The organism is Bacillus pumilus (assembly GCF_038738535.1).
Classification (GTDB): domain Bacteria; phylum Bacillota; class Bacilli; order Bacillales; family Bacillaceae; genus Bacillus.
Genome location: NZ_CP046128.1, coordinates 2,450,798 through 2,468,697 on the forward strand (window position 1 = coordinate 2,450,798; position 17,900 = coordinate 2,468,697).

A 17,900-nucleotide genomic window follows, 5' to 3' on the forward strand; every position below is an offset into this window, starting at 1 on the left:
TTTCTCCTTTTTACTTTAATTCGACGATGGTGACGCCTGATCCTCCCTCACCTTGTTCGCCAAAACGAGCATTTTTCACACTTCGGTGCTGTTTCAGTAATTCCTGAACCCCTTTTCTGAGGGCGCCAGTTCCTTTTCCATGAATAATCGACACGCGCGGATAACCAGCTAATACAGCATCATCTAAATATTTTTCGACTCTGCTTAAGGCATTTTCATAACGCTCTCCTCTTAAATCGAGCTCAAGCGAGACATGATAATCTTTCCCTTTGACTGCCGTGATGGCTTTTTCTTGCTTAAATTCAGGTGCTGATTTGATAAATTCCATGTCTTTTTCTTTTACTTTCATTTTCAGAATGCCCATTTGGACACTCCATTCTTTGTCACCTGTTTGTTCAAGCAGCGTTCCTTTTTGCCCGAAGGTGAGCACTTTGACTTCGTCGCCTGACTTCAGCTGTCTTACTGCTTTTTTCGCTGGCTCTGGCTTTTTCTTCCGGTCAAACTCAGGTACCGCTTCTTCAAGACGCTTTCTCGCATCGATGAGTTCATGCTCTTTGAATGAGCGGTGTTCACTTTTTATCGAACGGAGCTCTTGAATGATATCTTCTGCTTCTTTTGATGCTTGTTCAATTTTCTCTTTCGCTTTATGTTCAGCTTCTTCAAGCAGTTTGTCCTTTTGCTCATTCCATTCAAGAATTTGTCTTTGCAATTCTTTATGAAGCTTTTCTGCTTCTTTTCTATAGACTTCTGTCTCATGCAGTTCTTCTTCTGCTTGTTTCTTGCTATCTTCTAATGACGCAATCATTTGGTCTACTTCATTATGCTCTGCATGCATATCTGCTTTTGCCCGGTCTATGAGGTGGTCAGGCAAACCAAGACGTTTGGAAATTTCAAATGCGTTACTTCGTCCAGGCACACCGATGAGCAGGCGGTACGCTGGTGATAAAGTTTCAATGTCAAACTCCACGCTTGCATTCGTGACGCCTTCCCGGTTATACCCATATGCCTTCAGCTCGGGATAATGAGTCGTTGCGATGACGCGTGCATTAGTTTGATGCACTTCATCTAAAATGCTCATCGCAAGTGCCGCACCTTCAGCTGGGTCTGTTCCTGCCCCTAATTCATCAAATAACACGAGTGAGTTAGATGTCAAATGCTTTAAGATATCTACAATATTGACCATATGAGATGAGAACGTACTCAAGCTTTGTTCAATGGACTGTTCGTCTCCAATATCAGCAAAGACTTGGTCGAACACAGCCACTTCAGAGCCTTCTTCAACTGGAATATGGAGGCCCGCCTGTGTCATCAGCGTCAGAAGACCCAGCGTTTTTAAAGTAACTGTCTTCCCCCCTGTATTTGGTCCAGTGATCACGATCGTTGAAAAATCTTTGCCGAGCTCAATATCATTTGCGACAACTTGATCCCGAGGCAATAGAGGATGTCTTGCTCGTTTTAAATAGATCTCTCCTTGATCATTCACAGCAGGCTTTGTGGCTTTTTCTGCCTTTGCATATTTAGCTTTAGCAAAAATAAAATCTAGCGTCTGCAGCTCCTTTACATTGTGAAGCAGTTCCCCAATGTGCTCTGACACGCTCTCTGTCAGCATTTGGAGGATCTTTTCAACCTCTTGCTTCTCTTTTAAACGGGTTTGCTGCAAGGTGTTATTTACATCCACGACCACTTGCGGCTCAATAAAAAGTGTTGCCCCAGATGATGATTGGTCATGAACAATTCCGCCGTAATTCGAGCGGTACTCTTGTTTCACCGGAATAACAAACCGATCATTACGAATGGTGACAATTGTGTCTGACAGCATTTTCGAAGCCGATTGTGAACGAATCATCGATTCTAATTTATCACGAACCTTTGATTCTAGTGAGCGTAATTGAATGCGCAATGAACGAAGTGCAGGGGTTGCATGATCAAGCACTTCTCCATTATCACCAATACAGCTTTCGATTTCTTTTCTGATTTCAGGCAGTAATATCAGCGTCTCAGCATATGTATGAAGGCGCGGTATGTCTACTCCATCTTCATACATGGACGTGAGAAAGTGCTTCATATTTTTCACCGCATATAATAGTCCTGCGATTTCCATCAGCTCAGATGGGCTTAATGTACTGCCGATTTCTGCCCGTTTCACTGCGCGTCTAATATCCGTTAACCCGCCAAATGGCGCAGACCCCTTTAAGCGAATCACATCTTGTGCTTCTGCTACCTCTTCCAGCAAATGCTGAATGGTTTCTATATCCGTCAGAGGTGTTAAATCCTGCGCTCTTTCTTTTCCTAATGTGGATGCGGTATAGGACATCACTTTTTCTTTTACTTTATGAAATTCTAATGATGCTAACACTTTTTGTTGCAGCATGGTCCAGCCTCCTAACGACTACCTGTCACGCGTTAAAAACTTTTTGATCTCGTTTAGAGTAAAAGTATTCACGACATTTGCTTTTGGTGTCCAGCCTTTTCTTGCAGCTGTTACACCGACTTCCATATGTTCCAGCATGGCGATGTTGTGCGCATCTGTATTGATCATGATGTTCACACCCGCTTCATTTGCTTTCATTAAATGCTCTGTTTTCAAATCAAGTCTTGACGGATTACTGTTGAGCTCAAGTGCAGTGCCCGTTTTCTTCGCAAGCTCTATGAGCTGATCTATATTTAGGGCATAGCCATCCCGTCTGCCGATCAAACGGCCTGTTGGATGTGCAATTAAATCGACATGCTGATTTCGCAAGGCATTTTCAAGGCGTTCCATAATGACTTCCTCCGGCTGAGAGAAGCTAGAATGAATAGACGCAATGACAAAATCCATGTCTTTTAAAAAGTCATCATCATAATCTAACGATCCATCCGGCAGGATATCCATTTCGACCCCTTTGAAAATGTGAAAATGCTCGAATTCCTGATTAAGCTTGTCAATTTCTTTAGCTTGCAGACGCAAACGTTCTTTTGTTAAACCGTTGGCTACTTTTAAATATTGCGAGTGGTCTGTAATGGCCATGTATTCATAGCCTTTTGCGATACATGCTTCCGCCATTTCACGAATAGAGAATGCTCCGTCACTCCATGTCGAGTGCATATGAAGGTCGCCTTTGATATCTTTCAGTTCTACAAACTGCATACTTTCTTTATACGTATCAATCTCCGCTCCGGTTTCACGAATTTCTGGCGGAATGAGCGGAAGTTGAAAATGCGCATAAAAAGCGCTCTCGTCTTCAAACGTTTTCACTTCTCCAGTTTCAATCGTTTCCACACCATATTCGCTAATGCGCTCTCCGCGTTCCTTCGCAAGCTGACGCATTCGAATATTGTGATCTTTTGAGCCAGTGAAATGGTGCAGCGTAGTCGCGAATTGGTCTGATGTCACAAGCCGGAAGTCCACACTGATCTCAAAATCAAGGGCAAGAATGACAGATACCTTCGTATCACCGCTTGCGATGACATCTTTCACATCATCAAGTGCAACGAGCTGCTCTCTTACTTGCTCAGGATCATCTGTCGCAATGATATAATCTAAATCTTTCACAGTTTCACGTGCACGTCTTAAACTGCCAGCTCTTGAAAAACGGATGATACCTTTCGTCTCTTCAAGCGCATGATCAATCCGCTCTGCCACATCTAATGCAAAGCCAATTGGCAGTCGTTCCGGCTGCTTTCCCGCTTCCTCAAGAGCCGCGAGAATCTTTTCTTCTGTTTTTTTGCCAAAGCCAGCAAGTGCTTGTACCTTTTCCGCTTCGCATGCTTCTCTTAGCGACTGTGCATCGTGGACGCCAAGCTCTTGGTAAAGCTTAGCGATCTTCTTCCCGCCAAGTCCTGGTAATTTTAAGAGCGGGACAAGTCCTTCAGGCACTTCCTTTTTTAATTGTTCCAGTGTTTCTGATTGTCCTTTTTCGATATACTCAGTGATCACAGCAAAGGTTCCTTTACCAATGCCGGGTAATGCTAATAGATCATCTATTTGAGAAAGGCTGCGGTCATCTTGTTCCAGTGCCGCTGCTGCTTTACGAAAGGCAGAAATCTTAAAAGGATTATCTCCTTTCAGCTCCATATATACTGCAATTGTTTCAAGAAGTTTGATAATATCTTTTTTATTCATCTCTCATCCTCCAGCCGCTTTGGCATCTTCCTTTATAAATATACAAACTTTTCCTTCATCCTACAACTTTCTGTCATGGAATGAGAAAAAACTTCTCCAAGATAGGAGAAGTTTTTAAACTCCATACGTCGTCCATAAGTCTTTGACAAGACTGGACAGATAAGGGGTGTTGCCTACGATCACATCTGCTAATATGGATTTGCTCATCATTGTTTGCAGTGCATCGACTGGAAGTAATGCAGCGACAAACAAGAGAATAAACACAAATAGATAGGTTTCAAGAAATCCTAAAACACCGCCAAGCAGTTTGTTGACCTGCTTAATCACAGGTATACTCGCAATGGTTGTGAGCAATCCGCCAATGATGGCGAGCAGGATTTTGGTCAAGATAAACAGAATGATAAACGCAATGGTATTATAATAAGCTGTTTCTAGATTCCCACTAAAGAAAGCGAGCTGCGCTTGACCGCCGCTAAAATTAGGCGCTGGAATCCACGTAAGCTGTGGTGCAAGTGACTGATAAAACATGGAAGCCACTAAGATAGAAACAACAAAGCTGATCAATTTAATCAATTGAAGAATAAACCCACGTTTTAGACCGACAAGCGTTCCCATAAGAAGCAAAAACAAAATGATGATATCGATCACGGTAATTTCATTCCTTTTCTTTAAGCTGAATCTCTAGTTTTTCGTATTGCTCTTTTAATTTCAAGTAGTCGTGGACGACATTGACTGCTGTCAGTACAGCTAATTTGTTTATATCAAGGTATGGATTTTTTTCATTTATTTCTCTCATTTTATCATCAACAATTGAAGCAACGTGTCGCATATGCATCTTCGTTTCTTGACCGATGATCGTATAGGACTGTCCGTAAATCTCAACTGTTGTTTTCGTTTTACCGCCGTCAGACAACGTTTCTCCTCCATTCCACGAGAATCCTAGTCTCTATCATAACATGTTTAGACATTGAATGGAAAGACGAGCCCTTCCCTGTTATGGTACACTTTAGAAATCAATGATATCAAGGTAAAAAGGAGTTAACCACTGTGCCCCAATCCGTCTTAAAAGCAACATCAGAAGACCTTAAAAAGATGAAGAGCGCGTATGCGCACCACTTAACTGATACTTTACCACCAGGCGCCCTTTTTCAAGCAAAGGTTCCTGGCTGTACGATTACAGCCTATCGATCTGGAAAAGTGCTGTTTCAAGGACAAAAGGCAGAAGCTGAAGCCAGTCAATTCAGCCATTTAAAAGCAGCTGATACGAAAAGTCAAAAAGCACCTGCTGTCACAAAATACAGTCCGCCGTCAGGAATTGCTTCTATGTCCGTCATCGGTTCAGATGAAGTAGGAACAGGTGATTATTTTGGACCGATGACGGTCTGTGCCGCCTATGTTGATGCCAGCCAGCTTGCTCTCATGAAAGAGCTTGGCGTAAAAGACTCAAAAGGTCTAAAGGACCCGCAGATTATCAATATTGCCAAAGATCTCATCAAAACCATTCCGTTCAGCCTTCTCGTGCTCCGAAATGAAAAGTACAATGCGATGCAGGAAAAGGGCATGAGTCAAGGAAAAATGAAGGCGCTGCTTCATAACCAAGTCATTACCTCTGTGCTAGAAAAACTAGACGGGAAGCAGCCCGAAGCCATTTTGATTGACCAATTTGCAGAACCGGGCATTTATTTCAAGCATCTTGCAGGGAAAAAAATCATTCGGGAGCGGACGTACTTTAGCACAAAAGCAGAAGGCATTCATTTGTCAGTTGCTGCGGCTTCCATTATTGCAAGGTACGCCTTTTTAATTGAAATGGATAAGTTGTCAAAAGCAGCAGGCTTTGACATTCCAAAAGGAGCCGGTCCTCATGTGGACAAGGCGGCAGCGAAGCTCATCAAGCTGCACGGCGAAGATGCTTTACGTCAATTTACAAAGCTGCATTTTGCCAACACACAAAAAGCGAAAAAATGGTTATAAAAAAGAGCTAAGGCCCATAAGGCCATAGCTCTTTTTTCTTTAACCGCGCAAGACGGCTTGATACGTATCTTCTAATGCTTTCAATACTTTTGTATGAACAGCCGTCACTTCTTCCTCTGTCAATGTTTGCTCCGGATTTAAATATTGGAGAGAGAATGCAACGGATTTTTTGCCTTCTTCCATATGTTCACCCTCATACACATCAAAGACGGATAGGTCTGTCAATAAATCCCCGCCTGCCTCATAGATGACCCGCTCCAGCTGTCCGCTTGAGATATGCTGATCTACAACAAGTGCAATATCTCTTGTCACAGCAGGGAATCTCGGAATCGCTGTATATTTCATATCCTTCGATTCAGACGTCATCACATCTGTTAAATCAAACTCGAAGACATATGTTTCTTTTAAATCTAATTCTTTTTCAATGACTGGATGCAGTGCAGCAACAAACCCAATGACTTTTCCATTTAAATGAACTTCTGCTGTACGACCTGGATGAAGATCCTCACGCTCTGCTTGAACATATGTGATTTGGTCTGATACACCAAGCTTTTCAAATAGACCTTCTGCAATTCCTTTTGCTACATAAAAATCGACGGCTTTTTTCTCGCCCTGCCAAAGATTTTTATGCCATAAGCCTGTCAGCGCACCAGCGACATGCTCTTTTTCCACTGGTTTTTCTCCTTCAGCTTCTGCTAAGAACACAGAACCCGTTTCATAAAAGCCAAAGGAATCAGCTTGTCTTGCCAAGTTATATGCAACAGAATCAAGTAAGTTTGGCAGTAGACTTTGTCTGAGCACACTTCGTTCTTCACTCATTGGCAGGGAAAGTCTCGTTTTATAAGCTGGATTCAGTGCAAAAGCTGTAGACTTATGCTGATTTGTCAATGAATACGTGATCGCTTGAGAAAGACCTGCGCCTTCTAAGAAACGTCTGACCTTCCTGCGCTTCACTTGGTACGGCGTGAGACCGCCAACTGTACCAGCTGTCGCAGGCAGTGTAGACGGAATATTATCATAGCCGTATAATCTGGCAACTTCTTCAATGAGGTCTTCTTCAATCGTGATATCCATTCTACGAGAAGGAACCGTTACGACAAGAACGTCATTTGATTCGCCCACTGTAAAACCAAGTTTGTTGAAAATTTGCATCATATCTTCTTTTGAAATGCTCATGCCAAGCACCTTATTCACACGCTCAGTTGATACGTGGATGACATTCATACTTGCTTCAAGGTGGTTTTCCTCCACAGTCCCGCTTAGCACTTCACCACCTGCATAGAGACTGATCAATTGCGCTGCTCTTTCGGCTGCAGGTTTTGTACGCTGCGGGTCAAGTCCTTTTTCAAATCGTGTGCTTGATTCACTGCGAAGCCCTAAGTCTCTAGATGCTTGACGGACCGTTTGACCGTTGAAATATGCCGCTTCTAAAAGAATCGTTGTCGTCTCATCACGCACCTCAGATTCAAGACCGCCCATGACGCCTGCTACAGCGTGCGCTTTCGTCCCATTAGTGATCACTAGATGCTTTGATGACAATGTACGTTCTTGTTCATCCAGTGTTTGAATGATTTCGCTATCAGACGCTTTACGTACGACCACCTGCTTTGAACCAAAGCGGTCATAATCAAATGCATGAAGCGGCTGACCGTATTCAAGCAGTACAAAGTTTGTAATATCGACGACGTTGTTAATTGGTCGAATGCCTGCATTCATCAATCTTGTTTGAATCCAAAGCGGTGCTGGTCCAACCTTTACATTTTTAATGATCTTCGCTGCATAAAGTGGATTTGCTTCTTGATCCTCAATTTTCACAGAGATATAGTCTGCTGCTTTTTCTGAAGAGGTGTCATGTGCTGTATCAGGAAGTTTGATGTCTCTCCCTAAAATGGCTGCAACCTCATAGGCCACACCGAGCATATTCAGGGCATCCGCACGGTTTGGTGTTAAACCAAGCTCAAGTACCGCATCGTCTAATTGAAGTGCCTGAAGAGCATCATCTCCGGGTTTGACGTCATTTGGGAAAACAAAAATGCCTTCTGCATATTCCTTTGGTACGAGTTTGCTTTCTACGCCTAATTCTTGCAGAGAACAAATCATGCCATGAGACTCTTCGCCACGCAGCTTTGCTTTTTTAATTTTAAAGTTCCCTGGAAGGACTGCGCCAACCGTTGCGACGGCCACATATTGTCCTTTATCCACATTCGGAGCCCCGCAAATAATTTGCACTGGAGCGTCTTCGCCGATATCAACAAGACATTTGTTTAATTTATCCGCATTTGGGTGCTGTTCACGCTCAATGACATGTCCAACGACAACCCCTTTGATGCCTTCTCCTTTATATTCAACGGCTTCCACTTCAATTCCGCTTCTTGTGATCTTTTCTGCTAATTCATCCGGCTGAATGCCTTCTAAATCGACATAGTCTTCTAACCATTTATATGAAACAAACATGTTGATTTCCTCCTCTTAGTCCTGCTTGAATTGCTTTGTGAATCTAATATCATTTGTGTAGAAATGGCGAATATCATCAATGCCGTATTTTAGCATCGCAATACGTTCAACACCCATTCCAAAAGCAAAGCCTTGGTAAGTTTCTGGATCAAATCCGCTCATTCTCAGGACATTTGGATGAACCATCCCTGCTCCTAAAATCTCAATCCAGCCTGTTCCTTTACATACTGAACAGCCCTTTCCGCCGCATTTAAAGCAAGACACATCCACTTCGACAGATGGTTCTGTGAATGGGAAAAAGCTTGGACGCAGTCTAATTTCACGATCTTCACCAAACATTTTTCTTGCGACTATCTCAAGCGTTCCTTTTAGATCACTCATGCTAATATTGTGATCGACAACAAGCCCTTCAATCTGCATGAATTGATGTGAATGAGTTGCGTCATCACTGTCTCGTCTATATACTTTCCCAGGGCAGATGATCTTCACAGGACCTTGTCCTTTATATTTTTCGAGTGTACGTGCTTGAACTGGTGACGTTTGTGTTCTCATCAGTGTATCCTCGGTAATATAGAAGCTGTCCTGCATATCACGTGCTGGATGCTCCTTTGGAAGATTCAGCGCTTCAAAGTTATAATAATCCGTTTCCACCTCAGGACCTTCCTCAACGGTATAGCCCATACCAATAAATAAATCTTCAATATCTTCCACAACAATCGTTAATGGATGTCTTGCCCCCATTTTGATTGGACTTGCTGGCAATGTAACATCGATCGTTTGAGACGCAAGTTTCTTCTTCACTTCTTCTTTTTCCAGCTGCTCATTTTTTTCAGCAATAGCACCAGCAATCTGCTCTCTTACTTCGTTTGCGAGTGCGCCCATTTTCGGTCTTTCTTCTGCGGAGAGCTTGCCCATTCCACGAAGCACCTCTGTGATCGGGCCTTTTTTCCCTAAATATTGAACACGAATATCATTAACTTCTTTGAGCGAGCTAGCTGCTTCAACCTTCGCTATCGCCTCTGTTTCAAGCTGTTTTAACGTTTCTTGCATGAGTGTAATCCTCCTTTTGATATACAAAACCGCCTGGATAAACGGCTGTTTGATCGTTTGAAGACAATAAAAAAACCCGTCCCTCTAAAAAAGAAGGGACGAGTTGTGGTCGCGGTACCACCCTTGTTGAGCACAAATGCATGTGCGAATAAGCTTCATTGACATAACGGAATCAAACGAATCCGGTTCACCTTTACGCAAAGCTTGCGGTCCCGGTGACAACTCCAGAGGTGAATTCCTGTTTCAGCATTCCTTAAATGCACTTTCAGTCTACGATGCATTCTCCCTTTAAGGCCGCTTCTTGAAACAATCTTCCTCTATCATGGTTTTTAAAATATTATTTTCATTATAGTGAAAATAAGCGCATGTTGCAACACTATCCACGCAAATGATAGACGAGAACTGCCGCTGCAACAGCCACATTTAATGATTCTGCCTGACCATACATCGGCACATATAAATTCTGGTCTGTCATTTGCAGAATCTCTTGGTCAATACCTGCTCCTTCATTGCCAACAATTAATGCAAAAGGACCTTCTGCCGTTACGCTTCTATACGCTTTCGCATTTTTCAAGGCGCTTCCGTATACAGGTATGCCTTGCTCCTTACATGCTTGTATTGCCTGCTGAAGGGTTTGCTTTAAAATTGGCAGGTGGAAATGCGATCCTTGTGCTGAACGGAGCGTTTTTCCGTTAAACGCATCGACTGTTCCATCACCTAAGATCACAGCATCAAGACCAGCGGCATCTGCTGTCCGAATGAGTGTGCCTAAATTTCCTGGATCCTGTACTGCATCTAACAGAAGAAGTCGTTCATACTTCTTTTCTTCAAATACAGGAACTGTACAAACCGCCGCGATGTGCTGAGGCGTTTCCGTTTCGGTCATGGCAGAAAAGGCTTCTTCGCTCAGTTCATAAAGTTCAATGTCAGGATCGATATGAGAAGGAAGCTTATCAGGCGATGTGACCATTAATTCTTTCACAACTCCGCTCTTCAATGCTTCTTCGACTAAGTGTATTCCCTCAACGAGAAACAGCCCCGTTTTCGTACGTTCTTTTTTCGCATGGAGCTTTTTCCACTGTTTAATGTTTGTGTTTTTAGCTGATTCTATATATTTCAAGTGATTTTAACTCCTTTAAATATCATGAATTTATTATATCTCATGCACACTACATAATAAACCTGTCTTTGAGACAGAATAGGGCTATTACCATCAAAAAAGGAGTGTGGGCAATGGATTTTAATTTAAGAGGCGCAGTCATTCAAAACATCACTGGCCATAATCAAGAGCAGCTTGAACATACGATTTTAGATGCCATTCAAAGCGGCGAGGAAAAAATGCTGCCAGGCCTTGGCGTGTTGTTCGAGGTGCTATGGCAAGAAGCATCAGAAAACGAGAAGAACGAGATCCTCGAGACACTAGAGCAAGGCTTAAAGCCTCATCAGCAGCAATAAAAGAAGCCGGTTTGCTTATCATAGCAAACCGGCTTTTTCATTTAGCCAGTGATCGGTGTTTCCATCCGAAGCGCTGGATCACGCCAAATTTCGACCCATTTTTTAATCGCAAACACAATGATCACAAATCCTAAGATCAGCATGATAATTGACAGCACCGCATTCAGCACGCTGTAACCTGATGCCTCAGGATTAAGATATACATTTGCTACCATCCAATAGCCTGCATAATTCACTGTCACATATAAGTAAGCAAGTGGAATTAAACAAGTCAGCATATACCGCCTTTTATCTGCAATTTTTAATACAACGGTTGCTCCGATGATTAAGCCGACTGATGCCATTAACTGGTTCGATACACCAAACAATGCCCAAATAGACCCGATGTCTCCAGAGTAAAGCAAGTATCCCCACATAAAACAAGCAAGCGCACTTGCAAACACCGACCCAGGTACCCAGTCATTTCGTTTAAGCGGTTTATATGCTTCGCCAAAGAAGTCTTGAATCAAATATCGCGCCACACGCGTTCCAGCATCAATAGCGGTTAAAATAAAGACAGCTTCAAACATAATGACGAATTGGAAAAAATAAGACGCTAAATGACTAAAGAACGGAATTCCCGTAAAGATATACGCCATCCCTACAGCTAGTGTCACAGCTCCACCCGTTCTTCCTTCTAAATCAAGACCAATTTCCTTACTCAGCTGCGGAAGGTTCTCGACACTCACCCCGAGCGTTCGGAACACTTCTGGCGTACTGTTAATCGCAAAATAATCTCCTGGATGAAGAGCCGTAGCGGCAATTAACGCCATAATGCCAACTAGACATTCTACTAGCATTGCACCAAACGCGACAGGCTTCATATCGCTCCAGCGGTCAAGCATCTTAGGTGTAGTCCCTGACCCAACAAATGCGTGGAAACCAGATATGGCACCGCAAGCAATCGTAATCGAAATAAAAGGCCAGACAGGACCAGCTAAAACAGGACCTCCTCCATTCACAAACTCCGTAAAGGCTGGGAATTGAATCGTTGGATTGACGACAAAGATTCCGGCAATCAATGCGATAAAAACACCTATTTTCATAAAGCTGCTTAAATAGTCCCTCGGTGCGAGCAGCAGCCAAACCGGCAATGCCGCAGCAAAAAAAGCATAGATCGGCAGGGCAAGAGCAAGCGTTTTTGTATCAAGTGTTAAAAGATCACCAAGTGCCGTTCCTTGAATATTCGGCCCAAGGAATACACCAACCATCAGCAAAATAAATCCCGCAGTTGTGGCAAGTTTTAAATTGCCTGTCTTTTTATAATAAAGACCAACCCCCATCGCAATTGGAATCGTGATTCCGACTGCAAATGTTCCCCAAGGGTTACGTTCTAATGCATGAAGCACAACCATAGACAGCCCTGCCATTGTGATCGTAATGATAAACAGCATCGCAAGCCCTGTACAAAATCCTGCTACAGGTCCTAGCTCTTCCTTTGCTACCTCTGATAATGATTTCCCCTTTTTTCGCATCGACGCAAATAAGACGACAAGATCATGTACAGCTCCGCCAATCACTGCGCCAATTAACAGCCAAAGGAGACCCGGTAAATACCCAAATTGTGCGGCTAAAATCGGACCCACTAACGGACCGGCCGCTGCAATCGCAGCAAAGTGATGCCCAAATGTGACCCATTTATTGGTTGGCACATAATCTTTCCCGTCCTCTAATGTGTGAGCCGGTGTAGGATGATCGTCTGTCACCTTTAATACCTTGACCATCATAAATGTGCCATAAAGACGATAGGCAATCGCTAAAATACACATAGATCCTATGACAATTGTAACCGCATTCATTTAACCATCCCCTTCGCACAAACAATTTGTTACAAATATAACATAAATTGATTGATTTTTCTTTCTTTTAAAACCAAGTTGACAAATAAGAATAATATGTTTATTCTTAAGTTAGCTTCACCTACTTCCATAAACTCTCTTTTGACAGGGCGTTCTTTAGGCTCTGTCCTTTTTATTGCTTTCATCTTACAAAAATAAAAGCCAGATCACATGTGCCTTATTCACTAGAATATTTTTTCTTCTTCTGTTAAAAACAGTTCTTTTGACGTAATCAAAAAACAACGTTCATTTCCTGGGAAATTCAATGGAATAAAAAAGCCTTTCCCCTATACTGAGGAAAGGCTTACCTATTAAGAACCGTACGTGATCTGCTCAACCGTTTTTTGATCAAGTCTTTTGATCACTTCTGTTAAAAGCTTCACTGCATTTTCATAATCATCCCGGTGAATCATCGCTGCATGGGTATGAATATATCTGCTTGGTATACCGATAGATAGTGATGGCACGCCATGACCTGTTAAATGGATACCGCCAGCATCTGTCCCACCGCCAGGCATTGAGTCATATTGATAAGGAATGTTCAATTCATCCGCTGTTTGGACAACAAAATCCCGAAGCCCTTTATGGGATACCATCGAAGCATCAAATACAACAATCGTTGGTCCTTTGCCAAGCTTGCTTGTTGCTTCTTTTTCAGTGATGCCTGGCGTGTCTCCTGCTACACCAACATCAATGGCAAATCCAATATCAGGCTGGATCGTAGCCGCTGCTGTTTTTGCACCACGCAGGCCAACCTCCTCTTGTACAGTTGCAACACTGTAAGCAATATTCTCATGCTGAGCATTGTGTAAGTTCTTCATGACATCAATCGCTACTGCACAGCCGATACGGTTGTCCCATGCCTTTGCAAGGAGCATTTTTTCATCATTCATCACTGTAAACTCAAAATAAGGAACGATTTGATCTCCAGGCAGCACGCCCCATTCCATTGCCTGTTCTTTGCTTGATGCACCAATATCAATAAACATATCTGTAATCTCAATCGATTTTTTTCGAGCTTCAGGTGACAAGACGTGCGGCGGCTTTGAGCCAATCACACCTGTGATGTCTCCCTTTTTCGTTACAATGGTGACACGCTGCGCGAGCATGACCTGTGACCACCAGCCGCCGACTGTTTGGAAGCGAATGTAGCCTTTGTCATCAATTTTTGTCACCATGAATCCTACTTCATCTAAGTGACCAGCGAGCATAATTTTAGGTCCGTTTGCGTTTCCTTCCTTCTTAGCGATTAAGCTGCCAAGGCGGTCACTAGAGACTTCATCTGCATATGATTCTATGTATGTCTGCATGACTTTTTTGACATCACGTTCATTTCCTGGAATCCCTTTTGCATCCGTTAGGTCTTTCAGCATAGTTAATGTTTGATCTAGCTTTGTCATTCCATTTATCCTCCTTTATCTTCATGGTGCATTCTTATTATACAAAACCTCTTTCGTTCAATACGATCTTTTTATGAATATTTTTTCGTTTAACGAAATATTTTTTTAAAAAAAGTTGAAACCTTTTGGGCTTTTCATTCGTAGTACATCAGATAACGGTATATTGGAGGTGCATCCTGTCATGTTTGTAATCCTCATTAGACTTGCTCTTGTTGCACTGCTTGTCTACATCTTCTACATGGCGGTAAAATTCTTCTCAAATCCGAGAAGAAAGCTGAAACAAGCACAATTAAAAGAAGGCTTTTATTTTATGGACGAACAGCAAAATGCGCGCAAAAATTTTAATTTCGTCTATAAAGGTGTCTTGTTTGAAGGGGAGAAGCATGTTCCTTCTAAGGATCATCCTCTGTTTGTCCACTCCATTTACGTTTGGACGGAGTCACCCGAGAAGCTAAGTGAATTTACATTAGAAGACTTTGAAAAATTGGAGGAAAACATTATCGAACGTTATCCTCAAACAAAAATTGATTGGGATCAGCCCATTAAAAAAATCAAACAAAAAAAAGGAGCAGACACGCCGTCTTGATGGCGTCTGCTCCTTTTTTAGATGAACTTTATATATCCTAATATGATCAACTGCACCATGATTAACACCGGCATGCCCATTTGAAAGGCAGGATGCTTTGTTTTATGACGGAAATACTGCATCCCTAGATACGATCCAGCAGCCCCAAAAAGCACGGCAGCACTCCATAAGTGCGCCTCTGAAATTCTCCATTTATGCGCTTTTGCCCGGCGCTTGTCCTCTCCCATGAGAAAAAAACCATAGCCATTTACCAAGATCAGCAGTAGAATCAGCGCGATATTCATTCATTTCACCTCACATGATGAGCAAAAAAGATCACCCCTCGACGGAATGATCTTTTATATGACTTACTTGTCTAGTTGTGCTTTTGCAGCATCAGCAAGCTGATTGAATGCACTTAGGTCATTCACAGCAAGGTCAGCAAGCATTTTGCGGTTTACTTCGATACCAGAAAGCTTTAGGCCATGCATTAAACGGCTGTAAGAAAGACCGTTCATACGAGCTGCAGCATTGATACGAGTGATCCATAGTTTACGGAAGTCACGTTTTTTCTGACGACGGTCACGGAAAGCGTAGTTTCCAGATTTCATCACCTGTTGGTTTGCTACTTTGTATAATCTATGTTTTGAACCGAAATAACCTTTTGCTAATTTAAGAACCTTTTTACGACGCTGACGCGACACAGTTCCGCCTTTTACTCTTGGCATTGTAATTCCCTCCTATGATTCCTATTCCAAATTACTTGATGTTTGCAAGTTGTTGTTTGATACGTTTGAAATCTCCAGCACTTACGATTGCGCTCTTACGCAATTTACGTTTTTGCTTTGTAGATTTGTTAGCGAACAAGTGACTTGTGTACGCATGAGAACGTTTAAGTTTACCAGAACCTGTTTTTTTGAAACGTTTAGCAGATCCGCGGTGAGTTTTCATTTTTGGCATTGGATGTTTCCTCCCTCTGTTACTTTACTTTTCGACTTTTGGTGCAAGCATGAGGAACATGCTGCGTCCGTCCATCTTAGGTTTTGTTTCTACTGTTGCTACTTCAGCGCAAGCTTCAGAGAAACGGTCTAACACGCGCTGTCCGATTTCTTTATGCGTAATCGCACGGCCTTTAAAGCGGATAGAAGCTTTCACTTTATCTCCCTTTTCAAGGAATTTGATTGCATTACGGAGCTTCGTGTTAAAATCATGTTCATCGATTGTCGGGCTCAACCGAACTTCTTTTAAGCTAATGATTTTTTGATTCTTACGTGCCTCTTTTTCCTTCTTCTGCTGTTCGAATCGGAACTTACCGTAGTCCATGATTCGGCAAACAGGTGGTTTTGCATTTGCAGCAACTAACACAAGGTCAAGATTGGCTTTCGCAGCAATTTCCAGAGCTTCCTGGCGGGTTTTAATCCCCAGCTGATCGCCATTTTGTCCGATCAAACGAACTTCACGCGCACGAATACCTTCATTAACTAATTGATCTTTGCTAATAGTGAGCCACCTCCATGAGATTTTGAATTGAGTTCACAATTCATTTTGACCATTTCGTTGTATGTTTTACAGGCAAACAAAAAGTGTGGGCATATAAAACACCCACACTGCGAACATTTGCATGAAAAAATAAATGTACGGTCAACCTGTCAACTACAAACACGTGTCAATCAGGTGAGAAGCGGGTGCTTCTGCTTGTGATATCTATTCAATTCGTTAATTATTCTACACAATTTTCATTTGTCCGTCAAGTAACCGAACTCTTGAAACAACTTTTTCATTTTAGCACGATAAAACGAATTGGGCAAGGCTTTTTCAAACAATGACACCATCAAAGTATGAATTGCATAAAGATTGGGATGACAATGACGGTCACAACTCCTACGACCACAACGGCGATACTTGCCATGGCCGCTTCCACTTCTCCCATCTCAATCCCAACAGAGACGCCAAGCGCATGTCCTGATGTACCGAGTGCAAGCCCTTTTGCCACTGGATTTTTAATTCGAAACCATTTTAAGAAGAAAGCACCTAGTGCATACACAATGACTGCATTAAATATGACCGCAAAGGCTGTGATATCTGCGATTCCGCCAATATCCTTTGCAATCGGAAGAGCAATCGCTGTCGTCGCTGCTTGCGGAAGCATACTTTTCATCACAGCCATATCAAGATGAATCCCTTTTGCTACGACATACACGATCGTAATGGAACAAAGTGACCCTACAAAAATAGCGGATAAAATCTGCCACCAATATTTTTTAAGCAATGCGCGCTGCTTATAAAGCGGAATGGCGAAAGCAATGGTCGCAGGCTCTAAGAAAAACTTGATAATCTTGCCGCCCTCATTATAATCTGCATAGGAAAAACCGCCAATTTTTAAAAATAAAATGCCTAACACCATCGCCACAAAAAGTGGTGTGAATAAGAAGAAGCCTTTTGATTTTTTAAATAAGAATGTACCGATTCCAAAGGCGACTAATGAGACGACTATACCAAAATAAGGACTCATCGTACTTGTACCCATCCTGCATACCTCCTTTAATGCGTACTTGAAGCTGGTTTATTTGAATGAGAAGGAGTCGATTTGCTCTCCTTTGTCTCTTTACGTTTCTGTGGTTTTTCTGATAATTGCATGAGAAGCTGCGTGAATAGCCCTGTCGCTGCAAGTAACATAATGGTTGCAATGATAATGACACCGACAACTTGCACACCTACTTCTTGCATGACACCTAGTGATTGAATAACCGAGATACCAGAGGGAACAAATAGAAAGCTAATGAGCCCTGTCAATGATGTACCTAATTGCTCCACCTGCTCCAGTTTGACGATTTTCGTTGTCAGCAAAACAAATAATAGAACCAGACCAATCACAGATGCGGGCATCGGAATTGGTAAATACATTGAAATGAGATTAGAAACGAACATTACGGTTGCAAAGATAAATGCTTGAGATAGAAATCCATATACTTTAGTGGCACTCATGCCCCTTCACCTCTTTCTTCGACTGCCCTCAGTATACGGCA

The 17,900-nt window shown here is 42.4% G+C and carries 18 protein-coding genes and 1 other annotated feature; of the genes, 3 read left to right on the forward strand and 15 right to left on the reverse strand.

Translation table 11 applies throughout. The features are described 5' to 3' along the window. Positions 1–10 precede the first annotated feature (10 nt). The 4 genes from GKC25_RS12450 to zapA form a co-directional block, all read right to left on the reverse strand. Complete coding sequence (locus tag GKC25_RS12450) at positions 11–2,368, reverse strand: endonuclease MutS2 (RefSeq protein WP_342689974.1); 2,358 nt, start codon at positions 2,366–2,368, stop codon at positions 11–13. A gap of 21 nt (positions 2,369–2,389) precedes the next feature. Further along, complete coding sequence (gene polX / locus GKC25_RS12455) at positions 2,390–4,102, reverse strand: DNA polymerase/3'-5' exonuclease PolX (protein WP_066030574.1); 1,713 nt, start codon at positions 4,100–4,102, stop codon at positions 2,390–2,392. Between the two features lie 114 nt (positions 4,103–4,216). Further along, positions 4,217–4,750: a CvpA family protein gene (locus GKC25_RS12460; protein ID WP_034661786.1), complete on the reverse strand. Its 534-nt coding sequence runs from the start codon at positions 4,748–4,750 to the stop codon at positions 4,217–4,219. A gap of 7 nt (positions 4,751–4,757) precedes the next feature. After that, a complete protein-coding gene (gene zapA / locus GKC25_RS12465) occupies positions 4,758–5,015 on the reverse strand; it encodes a cell division protein ZapA (protein WP_012010831.1) in 258 nt (85 codons plus the stop codon). Positions 5,016–5,194: 179 nt separating this feature from the next. On the opposite strand from zapA, the gene rnhC reads away from it, so the two are divergent. Next, the gene (rnhC, locus tag GKC25_RS12470) at positions 5,195–6,073 is read left to right on the forward strand and encodes a ribonuclease HIII (RefSeq protein ID WP_045210067.1); all 879 of its coding nucleotides are present in this window, start codon (positions 5,195–5,197) and stop codon (positions 6,071–6,073) included. Positions 6,074–6,112: 39 nt separating this feature from the next. Here the strand turns inward: rnhC and pheT are convergent, their stop codons facing one another. From pheT to GKC25_RS12485, 3 genes are all read right to left on the reverse strand, one after another. Beyond that, positions 6,113–8,527 carry a phenylalanine--tRNA ligase subunit beta gene (pheT, locus tag GKC25_RS12475; RefSeq protein ID WP_187704005.1) on the reverse strand — a complete coding sequence of 805 codons (2,415 nt, stop codon included), beginning with the start codon at positions 8,525–8,527 and terminating at the stop codon, positions 6,113–6,115. Positions 8,528–8,542: 15 nt separating this feature from the next. Further along, positions 8,543–9,577 (reverse strand): phenylalanine--tRNA ligase subunit alpha, encoded by a 1,035-nt coding sequence (gene pheS / locus GKC25_RS12480; RefSeq protein WP_187704006.1) that lies wholly within the window; start codon positions 9,575–9,577, stop codon positions 8,543–8,545. A 376-nt stretch (positions 9,578–9,953) separates the two neighbouring features. Further along, positions 9,954–10,697: a TrmH family RNA methyltransferase gene (locus GKC25_RS12485; RefSeq protein WP_095285553.1), complete on the reverse strand. Its 744-nt coding sequence runs from the start codon at positions 10,695–10,697 to the stop codon at positions 9,954–9,956. 113 nt (positions 10,698–10,810) lie between these two features. Here GKC25_RS12485 and sspI point away from each other — a divergent pair, with 113 nt between their 5' ends. Then, positions 10,811–11,032 carry a small acid-soluble spore protein SspI gene (sspI, locus tag GKC25_RS12490; RefSeq protein WP_003216243.1) on the forward strand — a complete coding sequence of 74 codons (222 nt, stop codon included), beginning with the start codon at positions 10,811–10,813 and terminating at the stop codon, positions 11,030–11,032. Positions 11,033–11,073: 41 nt separating this feature from the next. Here the strand turns inward: sspI and cstA are convergent, their stop codons facing one another. Then, entirely contained in the window at positions 11,074–12,870 is a 1,797-nt protein-coding gene (gene cstA, locus GKC25_RS12495; RefSeq protein WP_034661799.1) for a carbon starvation protein CstA, read from the reverse strand. Between the two features lie 350 nt (positions 12,871–13,220). Continuing rightward, positions 13,221–14,309: a M42 family metallopeptidase gene (locus tag GKC25_RS12500; protein WP_034661800.1), complete on the reverse strand. Its 1,089-nt coding sequence runs from the start codon at positions 14,307–14,309 to the stop codon at positions 13,221–13,223. A gap of 181 nt (positions 14,310–14,490) precedes the next feature. Between GKC25_RS12500 and GKC25_RS12505 the strand changes: the two genes are divergently transcribed. Continuing rightward, complete coding sequence (locus tag GKC25_RS12505) at positions 14,491–14,895, forward strand: hypothetical protein (RefSeq protein WP_003216690.1); 405 nt, start codon at positions 14,491–14,493, stop codon at positions 14,893–14,895. 17 nt (positions 14,896–14,912) lie between these two features. Here the strand turns inward: GKC25_RS12505 and GKC25_RS12510 are convergent, their stop codons facing one another. From GKC25_RS12510 to lrgA, 6 genes are all read right to left on the reverse strand, one after another. Then, positions 14,913–15,179: a DUF1294 domain-containing protein gene (locus tag GKC25_RS12510; protein WP_034661803.1), complete on the reverse strand. Its 267-nt coding sequence runs from the start codon at positions 15,177–15,179 to the stop codon at positions 14,913–14,915. 63 nt (positions 15,180–15,242) lie between these two features. Next, on the reverse strand, positions 15,243–15,602 hold the full coding sequence (rplT, locus tag GKC25_RS12515) for a 50S ribosomal protein L20 (RefSeq protein ID WP_003216409.1): 360 nt from the start codon (positions 15,600–15,602) through the stop codon (positions 15,243–15,245). A 31-nt stretch (positions 15,603–15,633) separates the two neighbouring features. Further along, positions 15,634–15,834: a 50S ribosomal protein L35 gene (gene rpmI, locus GKC25_RS12520; protein ID WP_003216324.1), complete on the reverse strand. Its 201-nt coding sequence runs from the start codon at positions 15,832–15,834 to the stop codon at positions 15,634–15,636. A 24-nt stretch (positions 15,835–15,858) separates the two neighbouring features. After that, a complete protein-coding gene (gene infC, locus GKC25_RS12525) occupies positions 15,859–16,374 on the reverse strand; it encodes a translation initiation factor IF-3 (RefSeq protein ID WP_024425720.1) in 516 nt (171 codons plus the stop codon). Between the two features lie 71 nt (positions 16,375–16,445). Beyond that, positions 16,446–16,577: a sequence feature (ribosomal protein L20 leader region), on the reverse strand. A 128-nt stretch (positions 16,578–16,705) separates the two neighbouring features. Continuing rightward, positions 16,706–17,401 (reverse strand): antiholin-like protein LrgB, encoded by a 696-nt coding sequence (gene lrgB, locus GKC25_RS12530; RefSeq protein WP_170938410.1) that lies wholly within the window; start codon positions 17,399–17,401, stop codon positions 16,706–16,708. Between the two features lie 14 nt (positions 17,402–17,415). Beyond that, positions 17,416–17,859, reverse strand: a complete 444-nt coding sequence (gene lrgA / locus GKC25_RS12535) for an antiholin-like murein hydrolase modulator LrgA (RefSeq protein ID WP_034661806.1) — start codon at positions 17,857–17,859, stop codon at positions 17,416–17,418. Positions 17,860–17,900 lie beyond the last annotated feature (41 nt).

What these genes read in the sequence shown, in the direction of transcription:
- lrgB (WP_170938410.1), bottom strand. Translation starts at nt 17,401, where the DNA reads ATGGGTACAAGTACGATGAGTCCTTATTTTGGTATAGTCGTCTCATTA.
- GKC25_RS12500 (WP_034661800.1), bottom strand. Translation starts at nt 14,309, where the DNA reads ATGACAAAGCTAGATCAAACATTAACTATGCTGAAAGACCTAACGGAT.
- sspI (WP_003216243.1), top strand. Translation starts at nt 10,811, where the DNA reads ATGGATTTTAATTTAAGAGGCGCAGTCATTCAAAACATCACTGGCCAT.
- rpmI (WP_003216324.1), bottom strand. Translation starts at nt 15,834, where the DNA reads ATGCCAAAAATGAAAACTCACCGCGGATCTGCTAAACGTTTCAAAAAA.
- GKC25_RS12505 (WP_003216690.1), top strand. Translation starts at nt 14,491, where the DNA reads ATGTTTGTAATCCTCATTAGACTTGCTCTTGTTGCACTGCTTGTCTAC.
- pheT (WP_187704005.1), bottom strand. Translation starts at nt 8,527, where the DNA reads ATGTTTGTTTCATATAAATGGTTAGAAGACTATGTCGATTTAGAAGGC.
- polX (WP_066030574.1), bottom strand. Translation starts at nt 4,102, where the DNA reads ATGAATAAAAAAGATATTATCAAACTTCTTGAAACAATTGCAGTATAT.
- rnhC (WP_045210067.1), top strand. Translation starts at nt 5,195, where the DNA reads ATGAAGAGCGCGTATGCGCACCACTTAACTGATACTTTACCACCAGGC.
- GKC25_RS12510 (WP_034661803.1), bottom strand. Translation starts at nt 15,179, where the DNA reads ATGAATATCGCGCTGATTCTACTGCTGATCTTGGTAAATGGCTATGGT.
- pheS (WP_187704006.1), bottom strand. Translation starts at nt 9,577, where the DNA reads ATGCAAGAAACGTTAAAACAGCTTGAAACAGAGGCGATAGCGAAGGTT.
- cstA (WP_034661799.1), bottom strand. Translation starts at nt 12,870, where the DNA reads ATGAATGCGGTTACAATTGTCATAGGATCTATGTGTATTTTAGCGATT.
- lrgA (WP_034661806.1), bottom strand. Translation starts at nt 17,859, where the DNA reads ATGAGTGCCACTAAAGTATATGGATTTCTATCTCAAGCATTTATCTTT.
- rplT (WP_003216409.1), bottom strand. Translation starts at nt 15,602, where the DNA reads ATGCCAAGAGTAAAAGGCGGAACTGTGTCGCGTCAGCGTCGTAAAAAG.